Origin of the sequence: Ferroacidibacillus organovorans (genome assembly GCF_001516615.1) — a bacterium.
In the GTDB taxonomy this organism is placed as follows: Bacteria; Bacillota; Bacilli; order Alicyclobacillales; family SLC66; genus Ferroacidibacillus; species Ferroacidibacillus ferrooxidans_B.
The window spans coordinates 41,232-60,423 of sequence record NZ_LPVJ01000054.1 but is presented as its reverse complement, the minus strand read 5'-3'; the positions used below and the strand labels follow the sequence as shown (position 1 = coordinate 60,423).

Genomic DNA, 19,192 nt, shown 5'->3' with positions numbered 1-19,192 from the left:
TCATGAATCAAGGCAACTGGAGGTGGAACCATGTTCGGCGTATTCAAAGGACTCGGCGTCACGATTCGGCAATTGCCAAAGAAGAAAGTCACACTCATGTACCCTGAGGTGAAACCAGTCTGGCCTGAGCGGTTTCGCGGCATCCACGAATTCATTCCCGAACTGTGCATCGTGTGCAACCAATGTGCGCGCATCTGTCCGACGAGTTGCATCTCGCTGTCTGGGACGCGGGATGAGAACAAAAAACTGCGGATCGACACCTATGACATCAATTTTGAGATCTGCATTTTGTGCGATCTCTGCACAGAGGTGTGCCCGACCGAGTCGATTCGCATGACAGATCAGTTCGAATTGGCTTCTTATACACGTGATTCTCTCTATAAGGACATGAAGTGGCTTTATCAGAATCATATCGAGCACGGAAGCTACAAGGCGCTTCAGGATGCCAAAGCGGAAGAAGAAGCAAATGCGGCGCGCGAGGCGCAAGCCGCAAACGCAGAGGCGGCGAGTGGCGCAGGGCAGAAGGCGTCACCCAAAGAGGCAAACGCGGCGGCTGTGCCTGCCAATGAAACCGTGCCAGCCAGCCAGGGCGAAGGGGGACAGCCGGAATGATCCTTGGAGTCCCAGTTACTGGCGAGACGGTTGCCTTCTTCTTGCTCTCTCTCCTCATCATCTCGTCCGGTGTCATGGTCATGTCCCTGACAAAGGTGATGCACACGGCACTTGCGCTTGGCGGTGTGTTTCTTGGCGTCGCAGGGGTTTTCATCTTGCTTGGCGCCGATTTCGTCGGCGTCGTCCAGATTCTCATCTATGCCGGAGCGATAACGATTCTTATGGTGTTTGCGCTGATGCTCACGCAAAAAGGGGACGACACCGGTTACCCGGGGCCCGGCAAACGCAGCGTCTTCACGCTGCTTGGCGTTGCCGTTTTCTGTGCGCTCTTGCTCTTTGTGATAAGGGGGACGTCATGGCCTGTCGCCACGGCGAAGGTTGATCCATTCCCGAAACCCTCCGTTGTCTTGATCGCCCAGTCGCTCTTTCACACATACACCGTGCCTTTTGAACTGGTGACCTTGATCCTCACCGCCGCGCTTGTCGGCGCCGTGGTGATCGCGCGAAAGGAGGAGTAAATCGTGGCGTTGCAACCGTTTTTGGCGCTTGGCGTGATCCTTTTTGGCATCGGCCTCTATGGCGCGCTGACCAAACGCAACCTGATCATCGTGCTGATCTCGATCGAGATGATGCTGAACGCCTCAAACATCAACCTGATCGCATTCTCTCACTTTGGTGTGACACCAAACGCCAACGGTCAAGTGTTCGCTCTATTCAATATCGCGATTGCGGCGGCAGAAGTCGCTGTCGGACTCGCCATTTTGCTCGCGTTTTTCCGCTTGAGAAACAGCGCGGACGTGCGCGATGTCAACACCATGAAGTGGTAATCGATACGAGTGAAATAGCCTAGACAGAAGGTGATTCGATGGCCAATGAAGCTTGGCTGATTCCAGCCATACCGCTGCTCGTCTACGCGATCCTCCTTGTCGCGGGTCGGCGCATCTCAGAACCAGTGGTTGCGGGCATCTCTGTGTCCGCCGTACTTCTCTCGTTTCTCCTGGCGATTGCCGTTTTGGCCGAAGTTGCCGTGAGTGGGCCGACGGCGCCTACGACCTTTGCCTGGCTTGACTTTGGGGCGCATACCCTCACCGTCGGCTATGAAGTCACGATGCTAAACGCCCTGATGCTCGTTGTCGTCACGCTCGTCAGTGCGCTCGTGCTGCTCTTTTCACGCAGCTACATGAAAGGTGACGAACGCTTCTCCCGCTTTTATCAATACCTAAACCTGTTTGTTTTTTCCATGCTCGGACTGGTCATCTCGCCGAACCTGCTTCAGTTCTACATCTTCTGGGAACTCGTCGGCGTCTGTTCCTACCTGCTCGTCGGTTTCTGGTATTACAAACCGGAAGCCGCCGCCGCCGCCAAAAAAGCGTTTATCGTCACGCGCATCGGCGATGTCGGACTCTTTATCGGGATCATCCTGCTCTACATTGCGACAGGCACATTCGATTTTAACGGGCTCTACACCGCGGGCTATGCGTTCTCGCAAGTTGCAACGCTCGCCTATCACGGCGCATCGGTGCCGTTTGGCATGAGCAGCAGCGGTTTTATCACACTCACTGCACTGCTCGTTTTCATCGGCGCCGTCGGCAAATCCGCACAATTCCCGCTGCACGTCTGGCTGCCTGACGCCATGGAAGGCCCGACACCTGTCTCCGCGCTCATTCACGCGGCGACCATGGTGGCAGCGGGCGTCTACCTGGTTGCCCGAATGCAGCCCCTATTCGCCGCATCCCCCGCCGCCAGCGAAACCGTCGCCGTGATCGGGGGCATCACCGCGCTGCTCGCCGCGTCGATCGGTCTCACCCAGCGCGACATCAAGCGCGTGATTGCCTATTCCACGGTCTCGCAACTCGGTTACATGATGATGGCGCTTGGCGTCGGCGCATACACGGCAGGAATTTTCCATTTGATGACACACGCCTTCTTCAAAGCGCTCCTCTTTTTGACCGCAGGCAGCGTGATCCATGCGCTAGACACGCAGGATCTGTTTTTTATGGGAGGCCTGCGCAAAAAGATGCCAATCACACACATCGCTTTTCTGGCTGGCGCACTGGCGCTTGCAGGCGTGCCTCCTTTTGCCGGATTTTGGTCAAAAGACGAGATTCTCTCGGCCACGTTTCAATCGGGACATTATGTGCTGTACGCGATGGGACTGCTTGCCGCATTTTTTACCGCATTCTATATCTTTCGCGTGTACTTCCTCGTCTTTTGGGGTGAACAAAAAGGCGAAAAAACCGCGCATGAGGGTGGCAGCGCCATGGTGATTCCGCTGCTTGTCCTCGCCGTCCTGGCGACTTTCAGCGGGTTTTTGAACACCCCGTTTGATCCGCTCGTCACCCGCTTTCTTACGTACGGACATTCCATGGGGATTGGCATCGACCCGCCGGCAAGCCTTCCGCTCATCCTCGTCTCCGTCATCATCGCACTGCTTGGCATTTGGCTTGCATACAGCGTATACGGGCGCGCCAATCGGGGAGCGGCGTTCGCCAAGCGCATGGGCGTCCTGTACACCCTGAGCTACAACAAATTCTACATTGATGAGATCTATCACTACCTGATTGTCGTCCCGGTATTCGCTATCGCGCGAGCAATCGCCTTCATCGACCGCTTCATCATCGACGGGATCGTGCGCATGCTCGGAGAACTTGGGTATACCGGTGGCGTCTCCCTCAAGTATGCGAACACAGGCCAAATCCAGACCTACGGCGTCCTGACCTTGTTTGGACTCGTCGCGCTGGTTGCCATCGCGCTCGGAATTGGGGGTGTTCTCTGATGCAAAACGTACTCTTGATGATCGTTCTCATCCCAGTCTTTGCGGCGCTGCTCACGCTCACGCTAAACGATCGGGCGCACACCATCGCGCGCAGCATCGGGCTGCTCGGATCGCTTCTCTCGGCACTGTTTGCACTCGCTGCGTACATCGCGTTTCAGCGGAGCGACGCTGCGTACCAGTTCGTGCTAACCATCCCGTGGGCCACCATCAACAACGCGTTTGCGGGGACGCCGCTTACCATCACGTTCGCCTTCGCCGTCGACGGCATCTCACTTCCGCTTGTCATGTTGACCGGGATCGTGAGTGTCATGGCGGCGGTGCGCAGCTTTCGCGTCATCACGCGCGTTAAAGCGCACTACGTGTGGCAGATGTTTCTTGTCAGCGGACTCTACGGTGTGTTTGCCTCCGCCGATCTCTTTACGTTTTTCTTCTTTCTTGAAATGACACTTGTGGCATCCTTCTTCTTGATCCTGATCTTTGGGCAGGAGCGCCGCCAGTACGCCGCCTTCAAGTTTCTCATTTATCGCGGCATCGCGAGCGTTTTTTTGCTGCTTGGCTTTGTGGGACTGGCATACGCGCTCGCCTCGTCTGCGACTGCTGTCAGCGCGTCGCAGTACATGGCGTACGGGCCGAATTTCATGTCGCTCAACCTGCTTCAGTTGCTCGACGAATCTGTCAAAGCCCCGCTCGCGCTCGGTACGCAGACATGGCTGTTTTTCGTCTTCTTGTTTGCTGTTCTGATCGAAGAAGCGTTCGTGCCTTTTCACACATGGCTGATCGATGCGCATGAGCAGAGCGACACGAGCACCAACATGCTGATTGGCGGCGTGCTGATGAAGGTGGGACTCTACATCATGCTGCGCTTTGTCGTGTCGATGCTGCCACTGGCGCTCGCCAAGTACAGCGAGTGGCTCGCCGTTCTCGGTGTCATCAGCATCCTGTACGGTGCGTTTGCGGCGATCGCCGCGCGCGATTGGCGCCGTCTGATCGCTTTCTCCGGGATCAGCCACATGGGACTGGTGCTCCTTGCGATCGGCTCCATGCACGCGCTGGGACTGCAAGGCGCCGTTTTCATGCTCGTCTCATCAGGCCTCCTCACGGCGCTGCTCTTTTACACAGTCGGCGCGCAGGCAGAGCGCACGGGAACCTATGAGATCGGCAAACTGGGTGGACTCTCAAAGTCTCTTCCTGTGCTCTCGGGCGTCCTGCTCGTTGCGGCGCTTGGCACCGTCGGCCTGCCCGGACTCTCTGGGTTCATCAGCGAGATCACGCTGTTTGTCAGCAGTTTCGAACGCTTTCCGTGGGTCTCGACGCTCGCCACACTCGGCATGATTCTCGCGGCGCTTTATCTTCTATATGCGATGCAGCGAACCACCTTTGGCCCTGCGCAAGAGGCAGCGCAAGAAGGACAAGGCATCGTCCGCGACGCGAGCGTGACAGAAGCGATACCCCTGATCGTCCTCGTGGCGTTTGTCATCGCAATCGGGGTTTTCCCAAACATCCTCGGCGTCGTCGTGCACCCGACCGTGCAGGCGCTTGCGGGAAGGATCGGAGGTTGAATCAGGGATGCTTACCTTTACTCAAGTGTGGAATGCGCTAGGGCCGGAGATTGTGCTTGCCATCGGCGGTTTTGTCGCCATGGTCTATGAGTTTATGGTGACGGGGCGGGCAAAACAGGGTACGCCGTGGATCGCTGTCTTCTCTGTGCTCGTCGCGCTGCCGCTCACCTGGAGCAAACTGCACGCGGCGCTTGCGACCTACTCAATCGCCGTCATCGCCGTCGACGATTTTGGCACCATCTTTTCACTCTTCATCCTCGTTTCGGCACTGCTCGTCCTGCTTTTTGCCATCGCCTCCCAGGCGCGTCTGAAACTCGCGTTTGAGTACGCCTATCTCGTGCTCTTTGCGACGGTTGGCGCGATGGTGATCTGCAGCGCGCTTGACTTGGTCACACTCTACGTGGGACTTGAACTGCTCTCCATCACGTCCTACGTGCTCGTCGCGCTGCACCGCAAGAACGTGAAATCCTCGGAGGCCGGACTCAAATATCTGATCATCGGCTCGATTGCCTCAGCGATCATCCTCTACGGGCTTTCGTTTCTCTACGGGATCGCGGGATCGACAGGCCTTAGCCGCATTGCGACGGCGCTGCAAACGGCATATGGCAGCGAGCCAGGGTTTGTGTATCTGTCCATGGCGCTTATTCTCGTCGGCATCTTTGTCAAGATCTCAGCCGCGCCGTTTCACCTCTGGACGGCGGACGTCTACGAGGGCGCGCCAACGCCGATTACCGCCTATCTCGCCGTCGTCTCAAAAGGCGCGGTGCTCGGCTTTTTGTTCCGCGTGATCGTTTGGCTCTTTGGCGCAAAACTTGGCGAGTGGTTTGGCCTTGTCGGCTGGATCGCCGTCATCACAATGGTCATAGGGAATCTCGGGGCGCTCTCGCAGCGCAATATCAAACGGATGCTGGCTTATTCGAGCATCGGACAGGCGGGCTATCTGCTCATTCCGTTCTCATCGCTCAGTTCCTCGACGCTTGCGTCCGTGATGTGGCAGAACCTCTCGAGCACAGTCTTTTATCTGTTCGCGTATTCATTCATGACGATCGGCGCGTTTGCCGTGTTCGGCGTTGTCGCAGACGCCGGCGGATCGGAAGATGTGCATGCGTTTACGGGACTCTCCAGACGGTCGCCGTGGCTTGCCGGAATGATGACGCTGTTTTTACTTTCGCTCTCAGGGCTCCCGCTTACCGCCGGATTTTTTGGGAAATTTTCCATTTTTCTAGGCGCGATCGGCGCCGGCCAAATTTGGCTTGGCGTCGTGCTGTTTGCGACGAGCGCGATCGCATTTTATTACTACTTTGGCATCCTTCGCGCGATGTACGGAAAAGACCCAGAGGGAGACCGTGCGCCTGTACGCAGTTCGCCCATGCAGCACATTGTCGTTGCGCTTTGCGCCATCGGGACACTTTGGCTCGGGATCTTCCCAGGGCCTGTCACGGACTTGCTCTCGAATTTGCACTGGTTTGGCTGAGTCGCTCACACCCACGAGAAGGGAGGGGTCGCAGTGCGTGATCCGATGATAAGAAACCAAGAGGACGACTCCTTCGTCTCCTATGCAGAGGAGCTCGCGGCAAAGGTTCGCGGGTGCGCAGAGGCAGATGAACACCACTTCGCGGGGGAAGCGGTCGCGCTTTTGCTTGACGCGTCGTACAACTTGCTGACGATCCCAAAAGAGCTTGGCGGACGCGGCGCAAACCTGTATCAGATGTTGCTGTGCCAAGAGCGCATCGCAGAGGCCCACGCGTCTGCGGCGCTTGTCATGGGCTGGCATGTCGGGATTGCGCTTGGCCTGCGCCTGGCAAACGCGTGGTCGCCTGCGCGCTATGCCCAGTTTGCAAAGGATGCGGTACACGCGCGCGCGATGATCAACGCCTGCGGAACGGAGCCGGAGACAGGCAGCCCGAGTCGCGGGGGCCGACCGACGACGACGGCGGTGAAGGTTGCGGGCGGCTTCAAGATCACTGGACGAAAGACGTGGGCGACAGGCAGTCCCGTACTCACGCATATTTTAGTGAGCGCGTATATGCCAGACCGCGCGCGAGTCGGCGAGTTTTTGGTGCGCAAAGACAGCCCGGGGGTTGCGATCGAAGAGACGTGGGACAGCATGAGCATGGCGGGAACGGGCAGTCACACACTGCGCTTGACGGATGTGTTTGTGCCGGATGAGGATCTGACGGACGAGGCGGAGCCTGGAAAAAAAATGAAGCGCAGCGCAGACGGCAGTGGCTGGCTCTTGCACATCCCGGCGACCTATCTTGGCGTTGGCAACGAAGCGCGCGCCTATGCACTTGAGTTTGCGCGCACGTATCAGCCGAACAGCCTTTCTCATCCGATCGGCCAGTTGCCGCACGTCCGCGAAAAACTCGGTCAGATCGAGATTGAGCGGATGAGCGCGCGAACGCTTTTGTATCAGGTGGCGGAGCGCTACGATCGGGCCGAACCTGCAGATCGACTCGCGATGCGCGGTGACTTGGCGGCGGCCAAGTATGTCGCGACACACGCGGCGCTGCGCATGGTGGATCTCTCCATGCGCGTCGTTGGCGGCAACAGCATCCTTCACAGCACGCCGCTTGCGCGCTGTTACCGCGATGTGCGGGCGGGACTGCACAACCCTCCGATGGACGATTCGACGCTGTCCATGCTTGCGGGACTGGCACTTGAAAGCTCCTGACGGGCAAACGGACAGAAATTTGCGGCGCCGTCCGTATCCTGATTAAGAATGCGATGAGGGTGAGTGTGGAATGGCAGGAACGTCTTCCCAGGGATTGCAAGGCGCACTTACGCTCTTTATGCTGCTCATGGGCACACTGATCGCGTGGGGGGCGCTTGGCGCATTGCGCTGGGAGATCTTCGTCAAAGACCGAACCACGCGCTCGGCGCGAATGCTTCGGATCGTGCTTGCAATGATCCTCGGTTCAGCGCTCTCTGGATTTGTGGCGCAGTATATCAGCGCTACCAATGCGTTGCGTGGGTGAATTGTTCTCTGACCTTTAAAAATGTAGAAGATGAATGAGAGATTCGTATATTCCATGTTTTACCCGTCCATACTGAATCGTAACGATTCGTGTATGGGAGATGGGAAACATGCGAAAACTGGCATCAGTGGCGATTTTACTCTTACTCGGTGGCGGGCTCACCTATCAGGCGGGACAGGCGGTTGCGGCGCGCGTGGATGCGCAGCCGGCGGCATTTGTGCCAGAGACGCTCAGCGCGACGTTTGCGCACATGAAGGCGACGCCACAGCGCTTTGAGGTGCACGCGTGGCTCACGCTAAAGCAGGTCGACGGGACGCAGGCCGCACTTCGTCAAGAGGCGCTTGGCATCGCAAAGAATTTTGGATCCAGTTCAGCGCAGGCAGGGGCACACACTGTAGCGACAAAAGTGAGTGTTCACGCGCGTCAGCAGCCAAACATGGACGTCGTCGCGGTGACGGAAACACTTCCTGGCATGCCTGGCAGTGTCGCCTCGGTGCTATGCGCGACGCTTACGTATCCGAATGCGCCAGCGCAGACCGTTGCGGTGATTCGCATCACGGCGCCGTATGAAACGTCGGCGGATTTCCTCTTATCGTATGAGCGAGTCGTGCGGATCGCACATGAAGTGACGGCGCACCCAGAGGTGAACGCGACGCTGATGGGCAGTGTGGCGCGCGAACTCTCGGCGAAAAGCCGGATGAACCTGCTTTCGTCCGCGATGCAACATCTTTACGTGAACCGTCCGCACGTGACGTCGTATACCTACACGTCCGTGATGTCCGGGGAGAGCGCGCTGACACTTCCAAATCTCGCGGTCGGGAAAGGTCTTCAAAACATTCAGGTGGCGGCACACGCAAATTCATTCACGCATCGCACGGAAATACTTGTGGGTTCCCCAATGATCACGGTAGAATACTAAGCGAACGTGTTCAGACAAACCGTCTGTGCACAATGGGAAACGGAGGTGTCGGGTTGGCAACGATTAAAGTTCGGGGCGGGCAGCGTCTGACCGGGGTTGTTCAGGTTGACGGTGCAAAAAACGCCGTGTTGCCGATCCTTGCGGCGTCACTGCTCGCAAGTCAGGGAGAATCGATCATCGAAGGTGTCCCTTCACTCACAGACATTCACAACCTTGCCGAGGTTACGCGCAGTCTCGGGGGCAAGGCGGAATATGTTTCACAGCACGCGCTCATTCGTCTTAGCGCCGAAAATTTGCAGACAACGACTGCGCCGGAAGAGTTGGTCCGAAAAATGCGCGCGTCGTTTTGGGTGGCGGGACCGCTGCTTGCGCGAACGGGACATTTTCGCATCCCGCTCCCAGGCGGATGCAATATTGGCGAGCGGCCTGTGGATCAACATATAAAAGGATTTGAAGCGTTAGGTGCGACTGTAACAATTGAACACGGATATGTTGAAGGTCATGTGCACGGCAAACTGCGCGGTGCGCGTGTATATCTTGATTTGATCAGCGTAGGTGCGACGATCAACACAATGATGGCGGCGACGCTCGCACAAGGGCAGACGCTTATTGAGAATGCGGCGAAAGAACCGGAAGTGGTCGATGTCGCGAACTATTTGAACGCGATGGGCGCAAAGGTGCGCGGCGCGGGAACGGACGTGATTCGCGTAGAAGGCGTCCCGTTCATGCATGGGGCGACCCACACCGTGATTCCTGACCGAATTGAGGCGGGCACATACATGATCGCGGCGGCGATCACGCGCGGCGACGTGTTTGTCGAAGGCGCCATTTACAACCACTTAAGCTCGCTCTGCGCGAAACTGCGCGAGGCGGGAGTTACGGTGGAAGACGATATTCACGGGATTCGCGTCGTCGCGACGGAACCGCTTCGCGCCATCGATGTAAAAACACTTCCGCATCCGGGCTTTCCGACAGACCTTCAGGCGCAGATGATGGCGTTTATGGCGACGCTGCCAGGAACCAGCCTTGCGACGGAGACTGTCTTTGAGAATCGTTTCTTGCATGTTCCGGAATTGCGCCGCATGGGTGCTGAGGTGCGGATCGAGGGGCGAACGGCGGTGATCGACGGTGGGCAGCCAATGACGGGGGCCGCGGTTAAAGCGTCGGATCTGAGGGCGGCGGCGGCGCTCGTACTCGCGGGGCTGTCGGCCGAAGGGGAGACAGAGGTATCGGGCCTAGAGCACCTCGATCGCGGATATGCCGATTTGGTCGGAAAGCTTCGCTCGCTTGGCGCACACATTGAGCGCTCGGACGAGGCGAACGCACGCCTGAAACTGGTTTCCTCGCACTGATGCCAGAAATGCGGCAACGCTGCAGAAACTTTACGGTTCGCAGGCGTGAAAAACGGGATATGGAATAAAAAAGATGAAACTGTCGGGGAAATCCTGACAGTTTTTTTCTGTTTGGGGAATCCTAGAGCATGGAGGTGTTACCATGCAGAGGTTACTCAATTTGATGAGCGCCTATTGGGAAATGATGAAACGCGGTGCGACACTAACCTATTTGCCTGAGGCGGCGGATGCAATCTATGCCGCAGATGCGGAGGCAAATGCTGCAGGGGCGGACAAGGCGGTTGCTGAAGAAGAGGAAGATATGCCCCTTTACTAAAAAATAGAATTGTGTGCCAACCTCGTTTAAGACTACCTCAATCTGGCAAGAATGCGGAGTGAGGTGATTGAGATGAATCATGATGACGATCGTCAAATCGGCGCTGAGACAACGGATACGCCAGCGCCTGCACAGGAAGATTCACACGAAGGAACGCGCAGCGCACGGCGCGGCTGGTTTCGCTCAAAGCGCGTGATGTACCCGGCGCTCTACCTGACGGTGGCCGCTTTGATCATTGGCCTTATGTATGTTCAAACACATCGAGAATATGCTGGGGTCAAACCAAGTGCAACGGCGCCTGTTTCAACGACCGTTTCAAGCAATACGTGGGGCTGGCCTGTTCCTTCTACACTCAGCGGCATGAGCATTGAGCGCGGCTACTATGACCGAACGGCATCCGGCGTGACCAATGCGACACTCGCAAAGGAACTCGTCTATTTCGATAACGGGTACACGGGGTCGACCGGCTACGACTTTGGTGTGGCAAACAGCAGCAAGCCATTCCCAGTCGTTGCGGCAGCGGGTGGCACGGTGACCGATGTGCATGACTCCCCGCTGATGGGTGAGACGGTGGCAGTCTCCGACGGGAACGGCTACAGCACAATCTATCAGTCGCTGGGCGCTGTCAAGGTAAAGGTCGGGGAACATGTCGCGCAGGGACAAGTGCTTGGAACCAGCGGGTCAAACGTGGAAGAACAGTCGCTTGGCAACCATCTCTTCTTTGAGGTGCAAAAGGACGGCGCTTACGTGAACCCGGCCACCGTGCTTCCCAAAACGCAAGTGTAAATTCGTAAGATAGAAACTTGCGCAGGTTTGGCGAAGGCCGTGAAAAAAATGTGCGGATGCTAGAGTTAGATCCATTTGTCTAGCAACCAAATGAAAAGAAAAGACCGCTCCCAAAATGAGGATGGGCGGTCTTTTCTATGCTAGCAAAATATGATGATAGAGCGAGAATGGACGAGCAAACAGGCGATATTCGGAGATAATGCGAACGTTGGACGGAGATCAGGCATACGCTAGTCACCCCCTCATATACTGTAGCAGACTTGCGACAGTGGGGAGGCGAGGGTGTGCACGATTACATTAAGGAGCGCACGATCAAGATCGGGGAGTACATCGTCGAAACGCGCAACACGGTTCGCACGATTGCCCGTGAGTTCGGCGTATCCAAGAGCACCGTGCATAAAGACCTGACAGAGCGGCTGCCCGAAATCAATCCGGATCTAGCGAATCGTGTCAAGGAAATTCTTGAGTACCACAAATCGATTCGCCACCTGCGGGGAGGTGAGGCGACGAAAGAAAAATACAGAAAGGATGAGCCGGCGACGAAAATTACGAAAAAACTCTCGCTGGCAAGAGGATTTAGCAGTCGGGTGTAGAACAGAAACTAAAGCGTGATGTACGTTTGCATCTTCGCCTAAGCGGTTGCGCTTAGTTTGGTTGATGAAGGGAAATTTGAAAGCATGCTCGGTCGGGATATCGGCGTAGATTTGGGAACTGCGAACGTACTTGTACATGTAAAAGGAAAAGGAATTGTACTCAACGAACCTTCTGTGGTGGCGATGGAGAGTCACACAAAGCGCGTTGTGGCCGTTGGCGAAGAAGCGCGCCGGATGCTCGGACGCACGCCGGGCAATATTGTCGCGATCCGTCCGCTGCGCGAAGGGGTTATTGCGGACTTTGAGATTACCGAGATTATGTTGAAACACTTTATTGCCAAAACGATAGGGAAAGGGCTATTTTCCCGCCCCCGCGTCGCGGTTTGTATCCCTGCAAACATCACATCGGTGGAGCAGAAGGCTGTCCGACAGGCCACAGAGGCTGCGGGCGCAAAACAGGTGTATCTGATTGAAGAACCAAAGGCCGCTGCGATTGGCGCCGGAATCGATATTACGAAACCGAGTGGCAGCATGGTCGTTGATATTGGCGGAGGTACGACGGATGTTGCCGTATTGTCTCTCGGAGACGTCGTCACCGCCTCTTCTATTCGGATCGCAGGGGACAAGTTCGACGAGGCGATTGTTCGATATATAAAGCGCCAGCACAATCTCTTGATTGGCGAGCGCACTGCGGAAGATATAAAGATTCAAGTGGTATCTGTGTTCCCGACGGGCCGGAATGAGGAGATCGATGTGCGCGGGCGGGATATGGTGTCTGGACTGCCCAAAACGGTGTTGATCCGCACGTCAGAGATTGCCATAGCGCTTGAGGAATCGGTGCAGTCGATCGTCGCGACTGCCAAGAGCGTGCTTGAAAAGACGCCGCCGGAACTCGCGGCAGACATCTTTGATCGCGGAATTGTTTTGACAGGCGGCGGCGCACTTGTGCACGGGATGGACAAGCTCATGATGGACGAGCTACAGGTGCCGGTGTACGTTGCAGATGATCCGATGACCTGTGTGGCGCGGGGAACGGGTTCGTTTCTTGACAATATCGACAAGTGGGGCAAGCCAGCTGTCGCGATGACGGCGCGCGTTCGCCGCTAAGGGAGTGCTTTTGCCGTGCCTTGTTGCGCGCAAACGAGGTTCGCGTAGGTGTGCGCAAACGGCTGGCGGCGGTTTTAGGCGACGGATGAACCTGTCGTGTGATGCCTTTGCTATGCACGGTCGGGGCGTGATGGAAAGGAGGATCGGTGCGATGGATGGACTTTCTTCGGCTGCTTCGGGCATGCTCGCGGATGAGCGACTGCAGCAGGTGATTATGAACAACATTGCAAACCTCTCGACGCCTGGGTTCAAACAGTCGTCGGGGCAATTGATGTCGTTTCCAGAGCAGTTGGCACAGCGCTATTCGCTTGGCTCAAACGGCGCCGGTGCGGTGACGCTTGGCACGCTACAAAACGGAGCCTACTTTCAGGAGTCTGTTTCAAACTTCTCGCCAGGGATACCGCAGACGACGAACCGTCCGCTTGATCTGGCGCTGATTGATCCTGCATCGACAGGCGACACGGTGTACGCGCAGACTGCAAAAGGCCCGGCGCCTGTGAGCACGACGCAATTTATCGTGGGACGCGGCGGTGTGATCGAGACGGGCGCAGGGCAGCCGATCCTTCCTGTGGACGCAAATGGCGCTCCGATTGCGGGGGCGCGCGTGCTTGTCAATCCCGCGTATCACGGCGCGGCGCTTTTTGGCGCGTCAGGCAGTCCGGTCGTTGACGCGCAAGGAAACGAGTCCTATCGTGTCGTGTCAAAGACGGGGCAACCACTTACGGTCAACACACCGAATGCGCAAGCGGCGGTGCAGATCGTCTCGTCGCAAACGGGCGGGGTTCACGCTTTTTTTCCCGTGTTGAACGTCGATGCGCAGGGGAAGACAAGACTTGCGCTCACGCGGGATGGACAGCTGTCGGTTGGCGGAAATGGATTTCTCGTCAGTTCGACAGGGCAGGCACTGCTCGGGACGGGGGCCAACGGGCAAGTGCTGCTTGGTTCGCGCATTAAATTGAATCCAGCGTATCAGGGAACAGCGATTTTTTCGCCGACAGGCGGACCGGTCTTCGATCAGGCGGGTCACCCTTCGTACACGGTTGTGAACACGAATGGACAACCGATTGCCGGGGGGACGTTTGCGCCGGTCAACGTGGATGTCCAGACGATCCAGCCGCTTGGCGCAAATGAGTATGTGCTGACGCCAGCGTCGACGCTCTATCGCTCAAACGCAACAGTCAAATCGGGCACGCTTGAAACGTCGAATGCCAGCGGGACGCAAAACATGGTGGATATGATCAACGTTTACCGCAGTTATGAAGCGAATCAGAAAATGATTCAGATGATCGACAAAACGCTTTCAAAAACGGTGCAGGATGTGGGAAGCGTCCCCAATCTGTAATGGATAGGGATCGAACAAGTTGCAAAGAGATAGGTGTCGGACATGAGCGAAAGGATGGGGTGTCGTGGGACTGCTCAGCACGGCGGCGTCTGGACTGCAAGCGCAGATGAATCGCTTGGATATGATCTCGAATAATATTGCAAACCTCGATACGGTTGGCTATCAGTCTGTCGATACGAATTTTGCCGATACGCTCACACAGGTCTACGGTCAGTCGCCCGTTGCCGCGAATGTTCCTGGACGCCAGTCGCCACCTGGGCTGTCTCTTGGCACGGGTGTATACGCTCTGACGCCGACGCGTTCCTTCACGCAAGGGGCGATCGTACAGACGGGAAATCCGCTGGACTTTGCCATTGGCGGTGGGGGATTTTTCGCGGTGCGCACGGCGAATGGACAGGTGGCCTACACGCGCGCGGGACAGATGCAGTGGAGCGTCGATGGGCGGACAGGTCATATGATTCTTACAAATCAAAGCGGAAATCCGCTGCTTTTGTCGAATGGGCGGGTCATTGACGGAAGCGCGATTCAGACGAACACGCTCTCCGTTTCTCCGTCAGGCGTGGTCACTGCGAAAAACGCGGCTGGGGCAGTCGTTCGGCTTGGACAACTCGGGCTTGTCGCAGTTGCGCATCCCGGCAGCGCACTGCACAGTTTGGGCGGCGATCTGTATGGACTAAATCCGGGGTACACGGCTACGCCGATTACAGCGGGCGCCGCGGCTGCGTCTGCCATTGGGCAGGTGCAAAGCGGTGCGCTTGAGATGTCCAATGTGAATCTGACCGACCAAATGACCTCAATGGTTGTGACACAGCACGATTTTGGCATGGCGTCACAAGCGGTCAATATTGCGGACAAGATGATGGGGCTCGCCAATTCGCTGTAGAAGCGGGTTTGTGGCGCGGTCAATTATTTCGGGATAGGACAACACGATAGAAGCTCGCGGTTTCAGAAGACGGTTCATCGATTCGGGTGACGCTTTGGAACGGCGAGTTTTTTGTGTGGAGTGTGCCAGATTGGCTTGGCAAATGGCTGGATGGCGATGCGGCGGACTTTTCACGTGATTCGCGTGATCGTATAATGGATAAAGGACGGTGCTTGATGCCGCGCAATGGATCAGACATTTTGCTTAAGTATTTGGTTGGGGCGTTTCGCGATGCAGCGCTTGATTGGATGGGGATTCACGATGAAACGATCGTGCGCGCATACCCCACGGAACTTGCCAATGTCGAGATTCGGCAGAACTTTTTGGATCTCGCGTTTGAAACGGATCGCGGTGAGCTTCTTCATTTTGAGTTTCAGACGACGAAGGAAACGAATCTCTATCGTTTTTTGCTGTACGATGCACATCTATCGGCGCAGTACCGCAAACGTGTCCGCACAGTCGTGTTCTATGTGAAGGATGTGATTGCCGCGCAGGATTCTATGGATGCGGGTGGAATTCAGTACAAAGTAGAAAATGTCTATTTGAAATCCCGTGACGCGATCCGCGTGTTGGAACGCGTTGAGCGACAGTTGCAAAATGACGACTGGCAGCCAGAGAGCCGTTTTGATTTAGCGTTTGCACCACACATGAGCCACCCGGGATACTCGGATCACCAGATTGTGCAGAGAACGGTAGAGTTAGCGATGTCAATTCCAGACCAAGATGAACAGAATTTCATGGCGGCAATTCTCCTTGAGTTAAGTGGAAAAATGATGGGAGAATCTGATGTGAAACTTCTTAAGGAGGTTTTGAGAATGCGGAATATCGTAAAGGAAATTGAAATGGAAGCAGAGGCGCGCGGAGAGGCGCGTGGAGAGACGCTCGGGAAATTATCGATCGCGCGAAACATGCTGCGCAATGGAATGAGTGTTGATACTGTGGTTGCCATGACAGGATTGGATCAAGAACAGGTGAGAGAATTGCAAAACGGTTTGAATTAGCAATATGCGTGATGATGATGGCGATTGCGCTGCACATGAGCCACCCGGGATACTCAGATCACCAGATTGTGCAGAGAACGGTAGAGTTAGCGATGTCAATTCCAGACCAAGATGAACAGAATTTCATGGCGGCAATTCTCCTTGAGTTAAGTGGAAAAATGATGGGAGAATCTGATGTGAAACTTCTTAAGGAGGTTTTGAGAATGCGGAATATCGTAAAGGAAATTGAAATGGAAGCAGAGGCGCGTGGAGAGGCGCGTGGAGAGGCGCGTGGAGAGGCGCGCGGAGAGACGCTCGGGAAATTATCGATCGCGCGAAACATGCTGCGCAATGGAATGAGTGTTGATACCGTGGTTACCATGACGGGTTTGGATCAAGAACAGGTGAGAGAATTGCAAAACGGTTTGAATTAGCAATATGCGCGATGATGATGGCGATTGCGGCGCGCGGTGGCGTAGGGTACATCGGCGCCGCTCTTTCGTCAGCCCAAAGCTGCGATACCAGAATCATCTGCACCCTACCTGCTCGCCGTCCTCAGTTTTCCGCAGTTCCCAGCCCGCGCATCTGCTCATTACCTACCGCAGCCGAGTCTACCTCCGCGTAGCACGAACACCCACTTAACTATTTCCTACGGTCTTTGCCGAGTTCAGTCTGCAGCTTTTTGCGCGCTCGTTTCAGCCACGTTTTGGCGGTCTCTACGCCCACGCCGGACTGTTCCGCTAACTCTCGCATCGTGCCGGATGTCGCGAGCACAAACTCCATCGCCTGTCGCTCACGCGGAGATAAGATTTCAAATGATTGACGCAATTCCACTTGATCAAACGGTGCGCGCGCTTGCACATCCGGCCAGTCAAACGTGATTCCATCCTCATCAGCCGAGTCATACACATCACGCTCCGAGGCGCGGGCACGCCGCCTCGTCTCTGTGCGCAGCGCAGCATAGAGACGCACCTTCAAAAAGTATAGAAAATAGACACCCCGTGCCGCATCAAAATCGCGAATTGCGCCAAGCAGCGCTTCATAGCCAATTTGCACAAGATCATCTCGATCTGCAGGACGCGAGATCGCGCGATACGTGCGCATGGATGATAAAATCATCGGCGTCAGCGCCTCACATAGAATCTCCGCCGCGTCGCGGTCACCCAGCTGTGCTCGCAGTACATAGGCATTCAGTTCCTCATAATTCATGGTTTTCTCTTTCCGGACCGGTCCTGTCTTTGTGGCGCCCACACGAAGCGTATGAAAAAATCGAGCGAACGTACAGGTGACGATTTTATGAAATTCGATATAAAACATAGTGAATCATACAAAACTATAATCTTGTATACGATACATCGTTGTAAATTAATACTCATAATTATATAGTTTTTATAAATATCCAGTAATTATACACACATTTTGAAATGAGGGTTCATGAATGCCGAATCAAATCAAACTGCGTGACGTCTCAGCAATCTGCCCCACCTACGACGCGGGAACTGGACTTACTTCACGCGTGATCCTGCGCGACGGCAGTGTGCGGGAAGAGCGGCGAAAGCCGATGACCTTTTTGCGCCTTTTGCTTCGCGAGGATGGGATCGACCCGAACCTCTATCGAAAGGCACGCCGCTCTGAGCGCGGCTATCACCATGTGCCGCTCGTCGTACGCGGTGTTTGCTTTGTCAGCTTCAAGTTGATAACTCCGCGCGTGCCAGGCGATCCGGTCTATGGTTACGTGGCGCTGGACCAGATTGATGCTGTGGATGAGAGAAATGAAACGGCGCGCGTGATCCTGCGTTGTGGACACACGCTTGTGACTACGCAACGTCCAAAGAGTGCGCGGGAGCAAGTCGATTGGGGCAGAAGTGAACTGGCGCTGCAACGTGTGCGGGAGCAAACCGGGGTGGATCGCATGATGGAGCGCATCGCGGAGGTGGTCGCCGGATATGAGTACGCTGCGCCGACCTTGGAGCAGATCGCGGCGGTGGTGCTCATGATGATGAGAGGTCAGAGCAGATAGATGTAGGGGTTGGGTGAGTGTTCGTGTTAAAATTTCAGTTCATTATCGATGGGAAGGTGAAGATTCTGCAATACGTGATTTATATGGATGAATCGGCCAAAGAGGGGAAATTTTACGGTAATTTTTATGGTGGGGCTTTGATTCGTTCAACAGATCTTTTGCCTATCACGGAAGAACTTTCTGCTTTAAAACAATCCCTAAATTTGTATGGCGAAGTAAAGTGGCAAAAAGTAACGAGTCAATACTTGCCCAAGTATTTGCAGCTTACGAATCGGTTTTTCGATTTTATTGAGCGGGATCTTATCAAAATAAGGATCATGTTCACTCACAATTATCGTGAACCAACAAATTTAACACGAGAACAAATCGATAATACATTCACTCAATTGTATTATCAATTTTTTAAGCATGCGTTTGGGCTTCAATATTCCAACCCCGATTCGATGAACCAAGTCAGCCTCCGTTTATATTTTGATGAACTCCCGATAAATCCATCTCAAAAGCAAAACTTTAAGAAATTCATCGTTGGTCTTGGGCGAAGCGCCGATTTTTTAAGTGCAAATTTGCTGATACGAGACGAAGATATTGCTGAGGTAAGATCACATGACCATATCATTTTGCAATGTATGGATATTGTGCTTGGCTCCATGTACTTTAAACTTAACGATATGCATAAAGAAAAGACGGCTGGGAGTTATTACAGGGGAAAACGTACGATCGCTAAAGAACAATTATATAAATTCATAAACAAACGCATTCGAGTGATCTACCCAGGATTCAACATTGGGATTTCAACAGGCATAAGAAGTCCGGAAGACAGATGGAGACATTCTTATCGTCACTGGGAGTTTATCTCTAATGAACACAGAGTTCGACCTGAGTACGCTAAAAAGAATCAATAAAAACAACATTGAACCCCACTTCTCCTAC

The 19,192-nt window shown here is 55.0% G+C and carries 20 protein-coding genes and 1 pseudogene; 20 read left to right on the top strand and 1 reads right to left on the bottom strand.

What is annotated here, in order from left to right:
• Positions 1 to 30: 30 nt before the first annotated feature.
• The 18 genes and pseudogenes from ATW55_RS16850 to ATW55_RS11910 form a co-directional block, all read left to right on the top strand.
• Positions 31 to 411, top strand: a pseudogene (locus tag ATW55_RS16850) (NuoI/complex I 23 kDa subunit family protein); the annotation flags it as partial.
• Between the two features lie 197 nt (positions 412 to 608).
• The gene (locus tag ATW55_RS11985; protein ID WP_067717907.1) at positions 609 to 1,130 is read left to right on the top strand and encodes an NADH-quinone oxidoreductase subunit J; all 522 of its coding nucleotides are present in this window, start codon (positions 609 to 611) and stop codon (positions 1,128 to 1,130) included.
• Positions 1,131 to 1,133: 3 nt separating this feature from the next.
• Entirely contained in the window at positions 1,134 to 1,439 is a 306-nt protein-coding gene (nuoK, locus tag ATW55_RS11980) for an NADH-quinone oxidoreductase subunit NuoK (RefSeq protein WP_201024982.1), read from the top strand.
• Between the two features lie 38 nt (positions 1,440 to 1,477).
• Positions 1,478 to 3,388, top strand: a complete 1,911-nt coding sequence (gene nuoL / locus ATW55_RS11975) for an NADH-quinone oxidoreductase subunit L (RefSeq protein WP_067717900.1) — start codon at positions 1,478 to 1,480, stop codon at positions 3,386 to 3,388.
• Positions 3,388 to 4,947, top strand: a complete 1,560-nt coding sequence (locus tag ATW55_RS11970; protein ID WP_067717897.1) for a complex I subunit 4 family protein — start codon at positions 3,388 to 3,390, stop codon at positions 4,945 to 4,947. Before nuoL ends, ATW55_RS11970 begins: the two co-directional genes overlap by 1 nt.
• 7 nt (positions 4,948 to 4,954) lie before the next feature.
• Entirely contained in the window at positions 4,955 to 6,421 is a 1,467-nt protein-coding gene (locus tag ATW55_RS11965) for an NADH-quinone oxidoreductase subunit N (RefSeq protein WP_067717894.1), read from the top strand.
• A gap of 33 nt (positions 6,422 to 6,454) precedes the next feature.
• The gene (locus tag ATW55_RS11960; protein ID WP_067717891.1) at positions 6,455 to 7,621 is read left to right on the top strand and encodes an acyl-CoA dehydrogenase family protein; all 1,167 of its coding nucleotides are present in this window, start codon (positions 6,455 to 6,457) and stop codon (positions 7,619 to 7,621) included.
• 70 nt (positions 7,622 to 7,691) lie between these two features.
• On the top strand, positions 7,692 to 7,925 hold the full coding sequence (locus ATW55_RS11955; protein ID WP_067717888.1) for a DUF1146 domain-containing protein: 234 nt from the start codon (positions 7,692 to 7,694) through the stop codon (positions 7,923 to 7,925).
• 109 nt (positions 7,926 to 8,034) lie between these two features.
• Complete coding sequence (locus ATW55_RS11950; RefSeq protein WP_067717885.1) at positions 8,035 to 8,844, top strand: YwmB family TATA-box binding protein; 810 nt, start codon at positions 8,035 to 8,037, stop codon at positions 8,842 to 8,844.
• A gap of 53 nt (positions 8,845 to 8,897) precedes the next feature.
• Positions 8,898 to 10,196: a UDP-N-acetylglucosamine 1-carboxyvinyltransferase gene (gene murA / locus ATW55_RS11945; protein WP_067717882.1), complete on the top strand. Its 1,299-nt coding sequence runs from the start codon at positions 8,898 to 8,900 to the stop codon at positions 10,194 to 10,196.
• A gap of 142 nt (positions 10,197 to 10,338) precedes the next feature.
• Complete coding sequence (locus ATW55_RS16360) at positions 10,339 to 10,512, top strand: hypothetical protein (RefSeq protein ID WP_160327240.1); 174 nt, start codon at positions 10,339 to 10,341, stop codon at positions 10,510 to 10,512.
• 72 nt (positions 10,513 to 10,584) lie between these two features.
• Entirely contained in the window at positions 10,585 to 11,298 is a 714-nt protein-coding gene (locus ATW55_RS11940; protein ID WP_067717879.1) for a M23 family metallopeptidase, read from the top strand.
• 284 nt (positions 11,299 to 11,582) lie between these two features.
• Entirely contained in the window at positions 11,583 to 11,891 is a 309-nt protein-coding gene (gene spoIIID, locus ATW55_RS11935; RefSeq protein ID WP_067717876.1) for a sporulation transcriptional regulator SpoIIID, read from the top strand.
• Positions 11,892 to 11,975: 84 nt separating this feature from the next.
• Positions 11,976 to 12,998: a rod shape-determining protein gene (locus ATW55_RS11930; RefSeq protein ID WP_067717873.1), complete on the top strand. Its 1,023-nt coding sequence runs from the start codon at positions 11,976 to 11,978 to the stop codon at positions 12,996 to 12,998.
• Between the two features lie 151 nt (positions 12,999 to 13,149).
• Positions 13,150 to 14,340, top strand: a complete 1,191-nt coding sequence (locus ATW55_RS11925; RefSeq protein WP_067717869.1) for a flagellar basal body rod C-terminal domain-containing protein — start codon at positions 13,150 to 13,152, stop codon at positions 14,338 to 14,340.
• Positions 14,341 to 14,404: 64 nt separating this feature from the next.
• On the top strand, positions 14,405 to 15,223 hold the full coding sequence (locus ATW55_RS11920) for a flagellar hook-basal body protein (RefSeq protein WP_067717864.1): 819 nt from the start codon (positions 14,405 to 14,407) through the stop codon (positions 15,221 to 15,223).
• Between the two features lie 215 nt (positions 15,224 to 15,438).
• Complete coding sequence (locus tag ATW55_RS11915; RefSeq protein WP_153005149.1) at positions 15,439 to 16,263, top strand: transposase; 825 nt, start codon at positions 15,439 to 15,441, stop codon at positions 16,261 to 16,263.
• Between the two features lie 17 nt (positions 16,264 to 16,280).
• Positions 16,281 to 16,676, top strand: coding sequence for a hypothetical protein (locus ATW55_RS11910; protein WP_153005148.1), 396 nt, complete (start codon positions 16,281 to 16,283; stop codon positions 16,674 to 16,676).
• Positions 16,677 to 16,884: 208 nt separating this feature from the next.
• Here ATW55_RS11910 and ATW55_RS11905 read toward each other — a convergent pair whose 3' ends face one another.
• Positions 16,885 to 17,451, bottom strand: a complete 567-nt coding sequence (locus tag ATW55_RS11905) for a sigma-70 family RNA polymerase sigma factor (protein ID WP_160327239.1) — start codon at positions 17,449 to 17,451, stop codon at positions 16,885 to 16,887.
• Between the two features lie 229 nt (positions 17,452 to 17,680).
• Here ATW55_RS11905 and ATW55_RS11900 point away from each other — a divergent pair, with 229 nt between their 5' ends.
• Together ATW55_RS11900 and ATW55_RS11895 are read left to right on the top strand one after the other, a co-directional pair.
• Positions 17,681 to 18,262, top strand: coding sequence for a hypothetical protein (locus ATW55_RS11900; RefSeq protein ID WP_067717850.1), 582 nt, complete (start codon positions 17,681 to 17,683; stop codon positions 18,260 to 18,262).
• Between the two features lie 23 nt (positions 18,263 to 18,285).
• Positions 18,286 to 19,164 carry a DUF3800 domain-containing protein gene (locus ATW55_RS11895; protein WP_235587110.1) on the top strand — a complete coding sequence of 293 codons (879 nt, stop codon included), beginning with the start codon at positions 18,286 to 18,288 and terminating at the stop codon, positions 19,162 to 19,164.
• Positions 19,165 to 19,192: the final 28 nt, after the last annotated feature.

What these genes read in the sequence shown, in the direction of transcription:
- ATW55_RS11970 (WP_067717897.1), top strand. Translation starts at nt 3,388, where the DNA reads ATGCAAAACGTACTCTTGATGATCGTTCTCATCCCAGTCTTTGCGGCG.
- ATW55_RS11965 (WP_067717894.1), top strand. Translation starts at nt 4,955, where the DNA reads ATGCTTACCTTTACTCAAGTGTGGAATGCGCTAGGGCCGGAGATTGTG.
- ATW55_RS11900 (WP_067717850.1), top strand. Translation starts at nt 17,681, where the DNA reads ATGCCGAATCAAATCAAACTGCGTGACGTCTCAGCAATCTGCCCCACC.
- nuoL (WP_067717900.1), top strand. Translation starts at nt 1,478, where the DNA reads ATGGCCAATGAAGCTTGGCTGATTCCAGCCATACCGCTGCTCGTCTAC.
- ATW55_RS11910 (WP_153005148.1), top strand. Translation starts at nt 16,281, where the DNA reads ATGGCGATTGCGCTGCACATGAGCCACCCGGGATACTCAGATCACCAG.
- ATW55_RS11905 (WP_160327239.1), bottom strand. Translation starts at nt 17,451, where the DNA reads ATGAATTATGAGGAACTGAATGCCTATGTACTGCGAGCACAGCTGGGT.
- ATW55_RS16360 (WP_160327240.1), top strand. Translation starts at nt 10,339, where the DNA reads ATGCAGAGGTTACTCAATTTGATGAGCGCCTATTGGGAAATGATGAAA.
- ATW55_RS11915 (WP_153005149.1), top strand. Translation starts at nt 15,439, where the DNA reads ATGCCGCGCAATGGATCAGACATTTTGCTTAAGTATTTGGTTGGGGCG.
- ATW55_RS11940 (WP_067717879.1), top strand. Translation starts at nt 10,585, where the DNA reads ATGAATCATGATGACGATCGTCAAATCGGCGCTGAGACAACGGATACG.
- ATW55_RS11925 (WP_067717869.1), top strand. Translation starts at nt 13,150, where the DNA reads ATGGATGGACTTTCTTCGGCTGCTTCGGGCATGCTCGCGGATGAGCGA.
- ATW55_RS11930 (WP_067717873.1), top strand. Translation starts at nt 11,976, where the DNA reads ATGCTCGGTCGGGATATCGGCGTAGATTTGGGAACTGCGAACGTACTT.
- ATW55_RS11955 (WP_067717888.1), top strand. Translation starts at nt 7,692, where the DNA reads ATGGCAGGAACGTCTTCCCAGGGATTGCAAGGCGCACTTACGCTCTTT.
- ATW55_RS11985 (WP_067717907.1), top strand. Translation starts at nt 609, where the DNA reads ATGATCCTTGGAGTCCCAGTTACTGGCGAGACGGTTGCCTTCTTCTTG.
- ATW55_RS11950 (WP_067717885.1), top strand. Translation starts at nt 8,035, where the DNA reads ATGCGAAAACTGGCATCAGTGGCGATTTTACTCTTACTCGGTGGCGGG.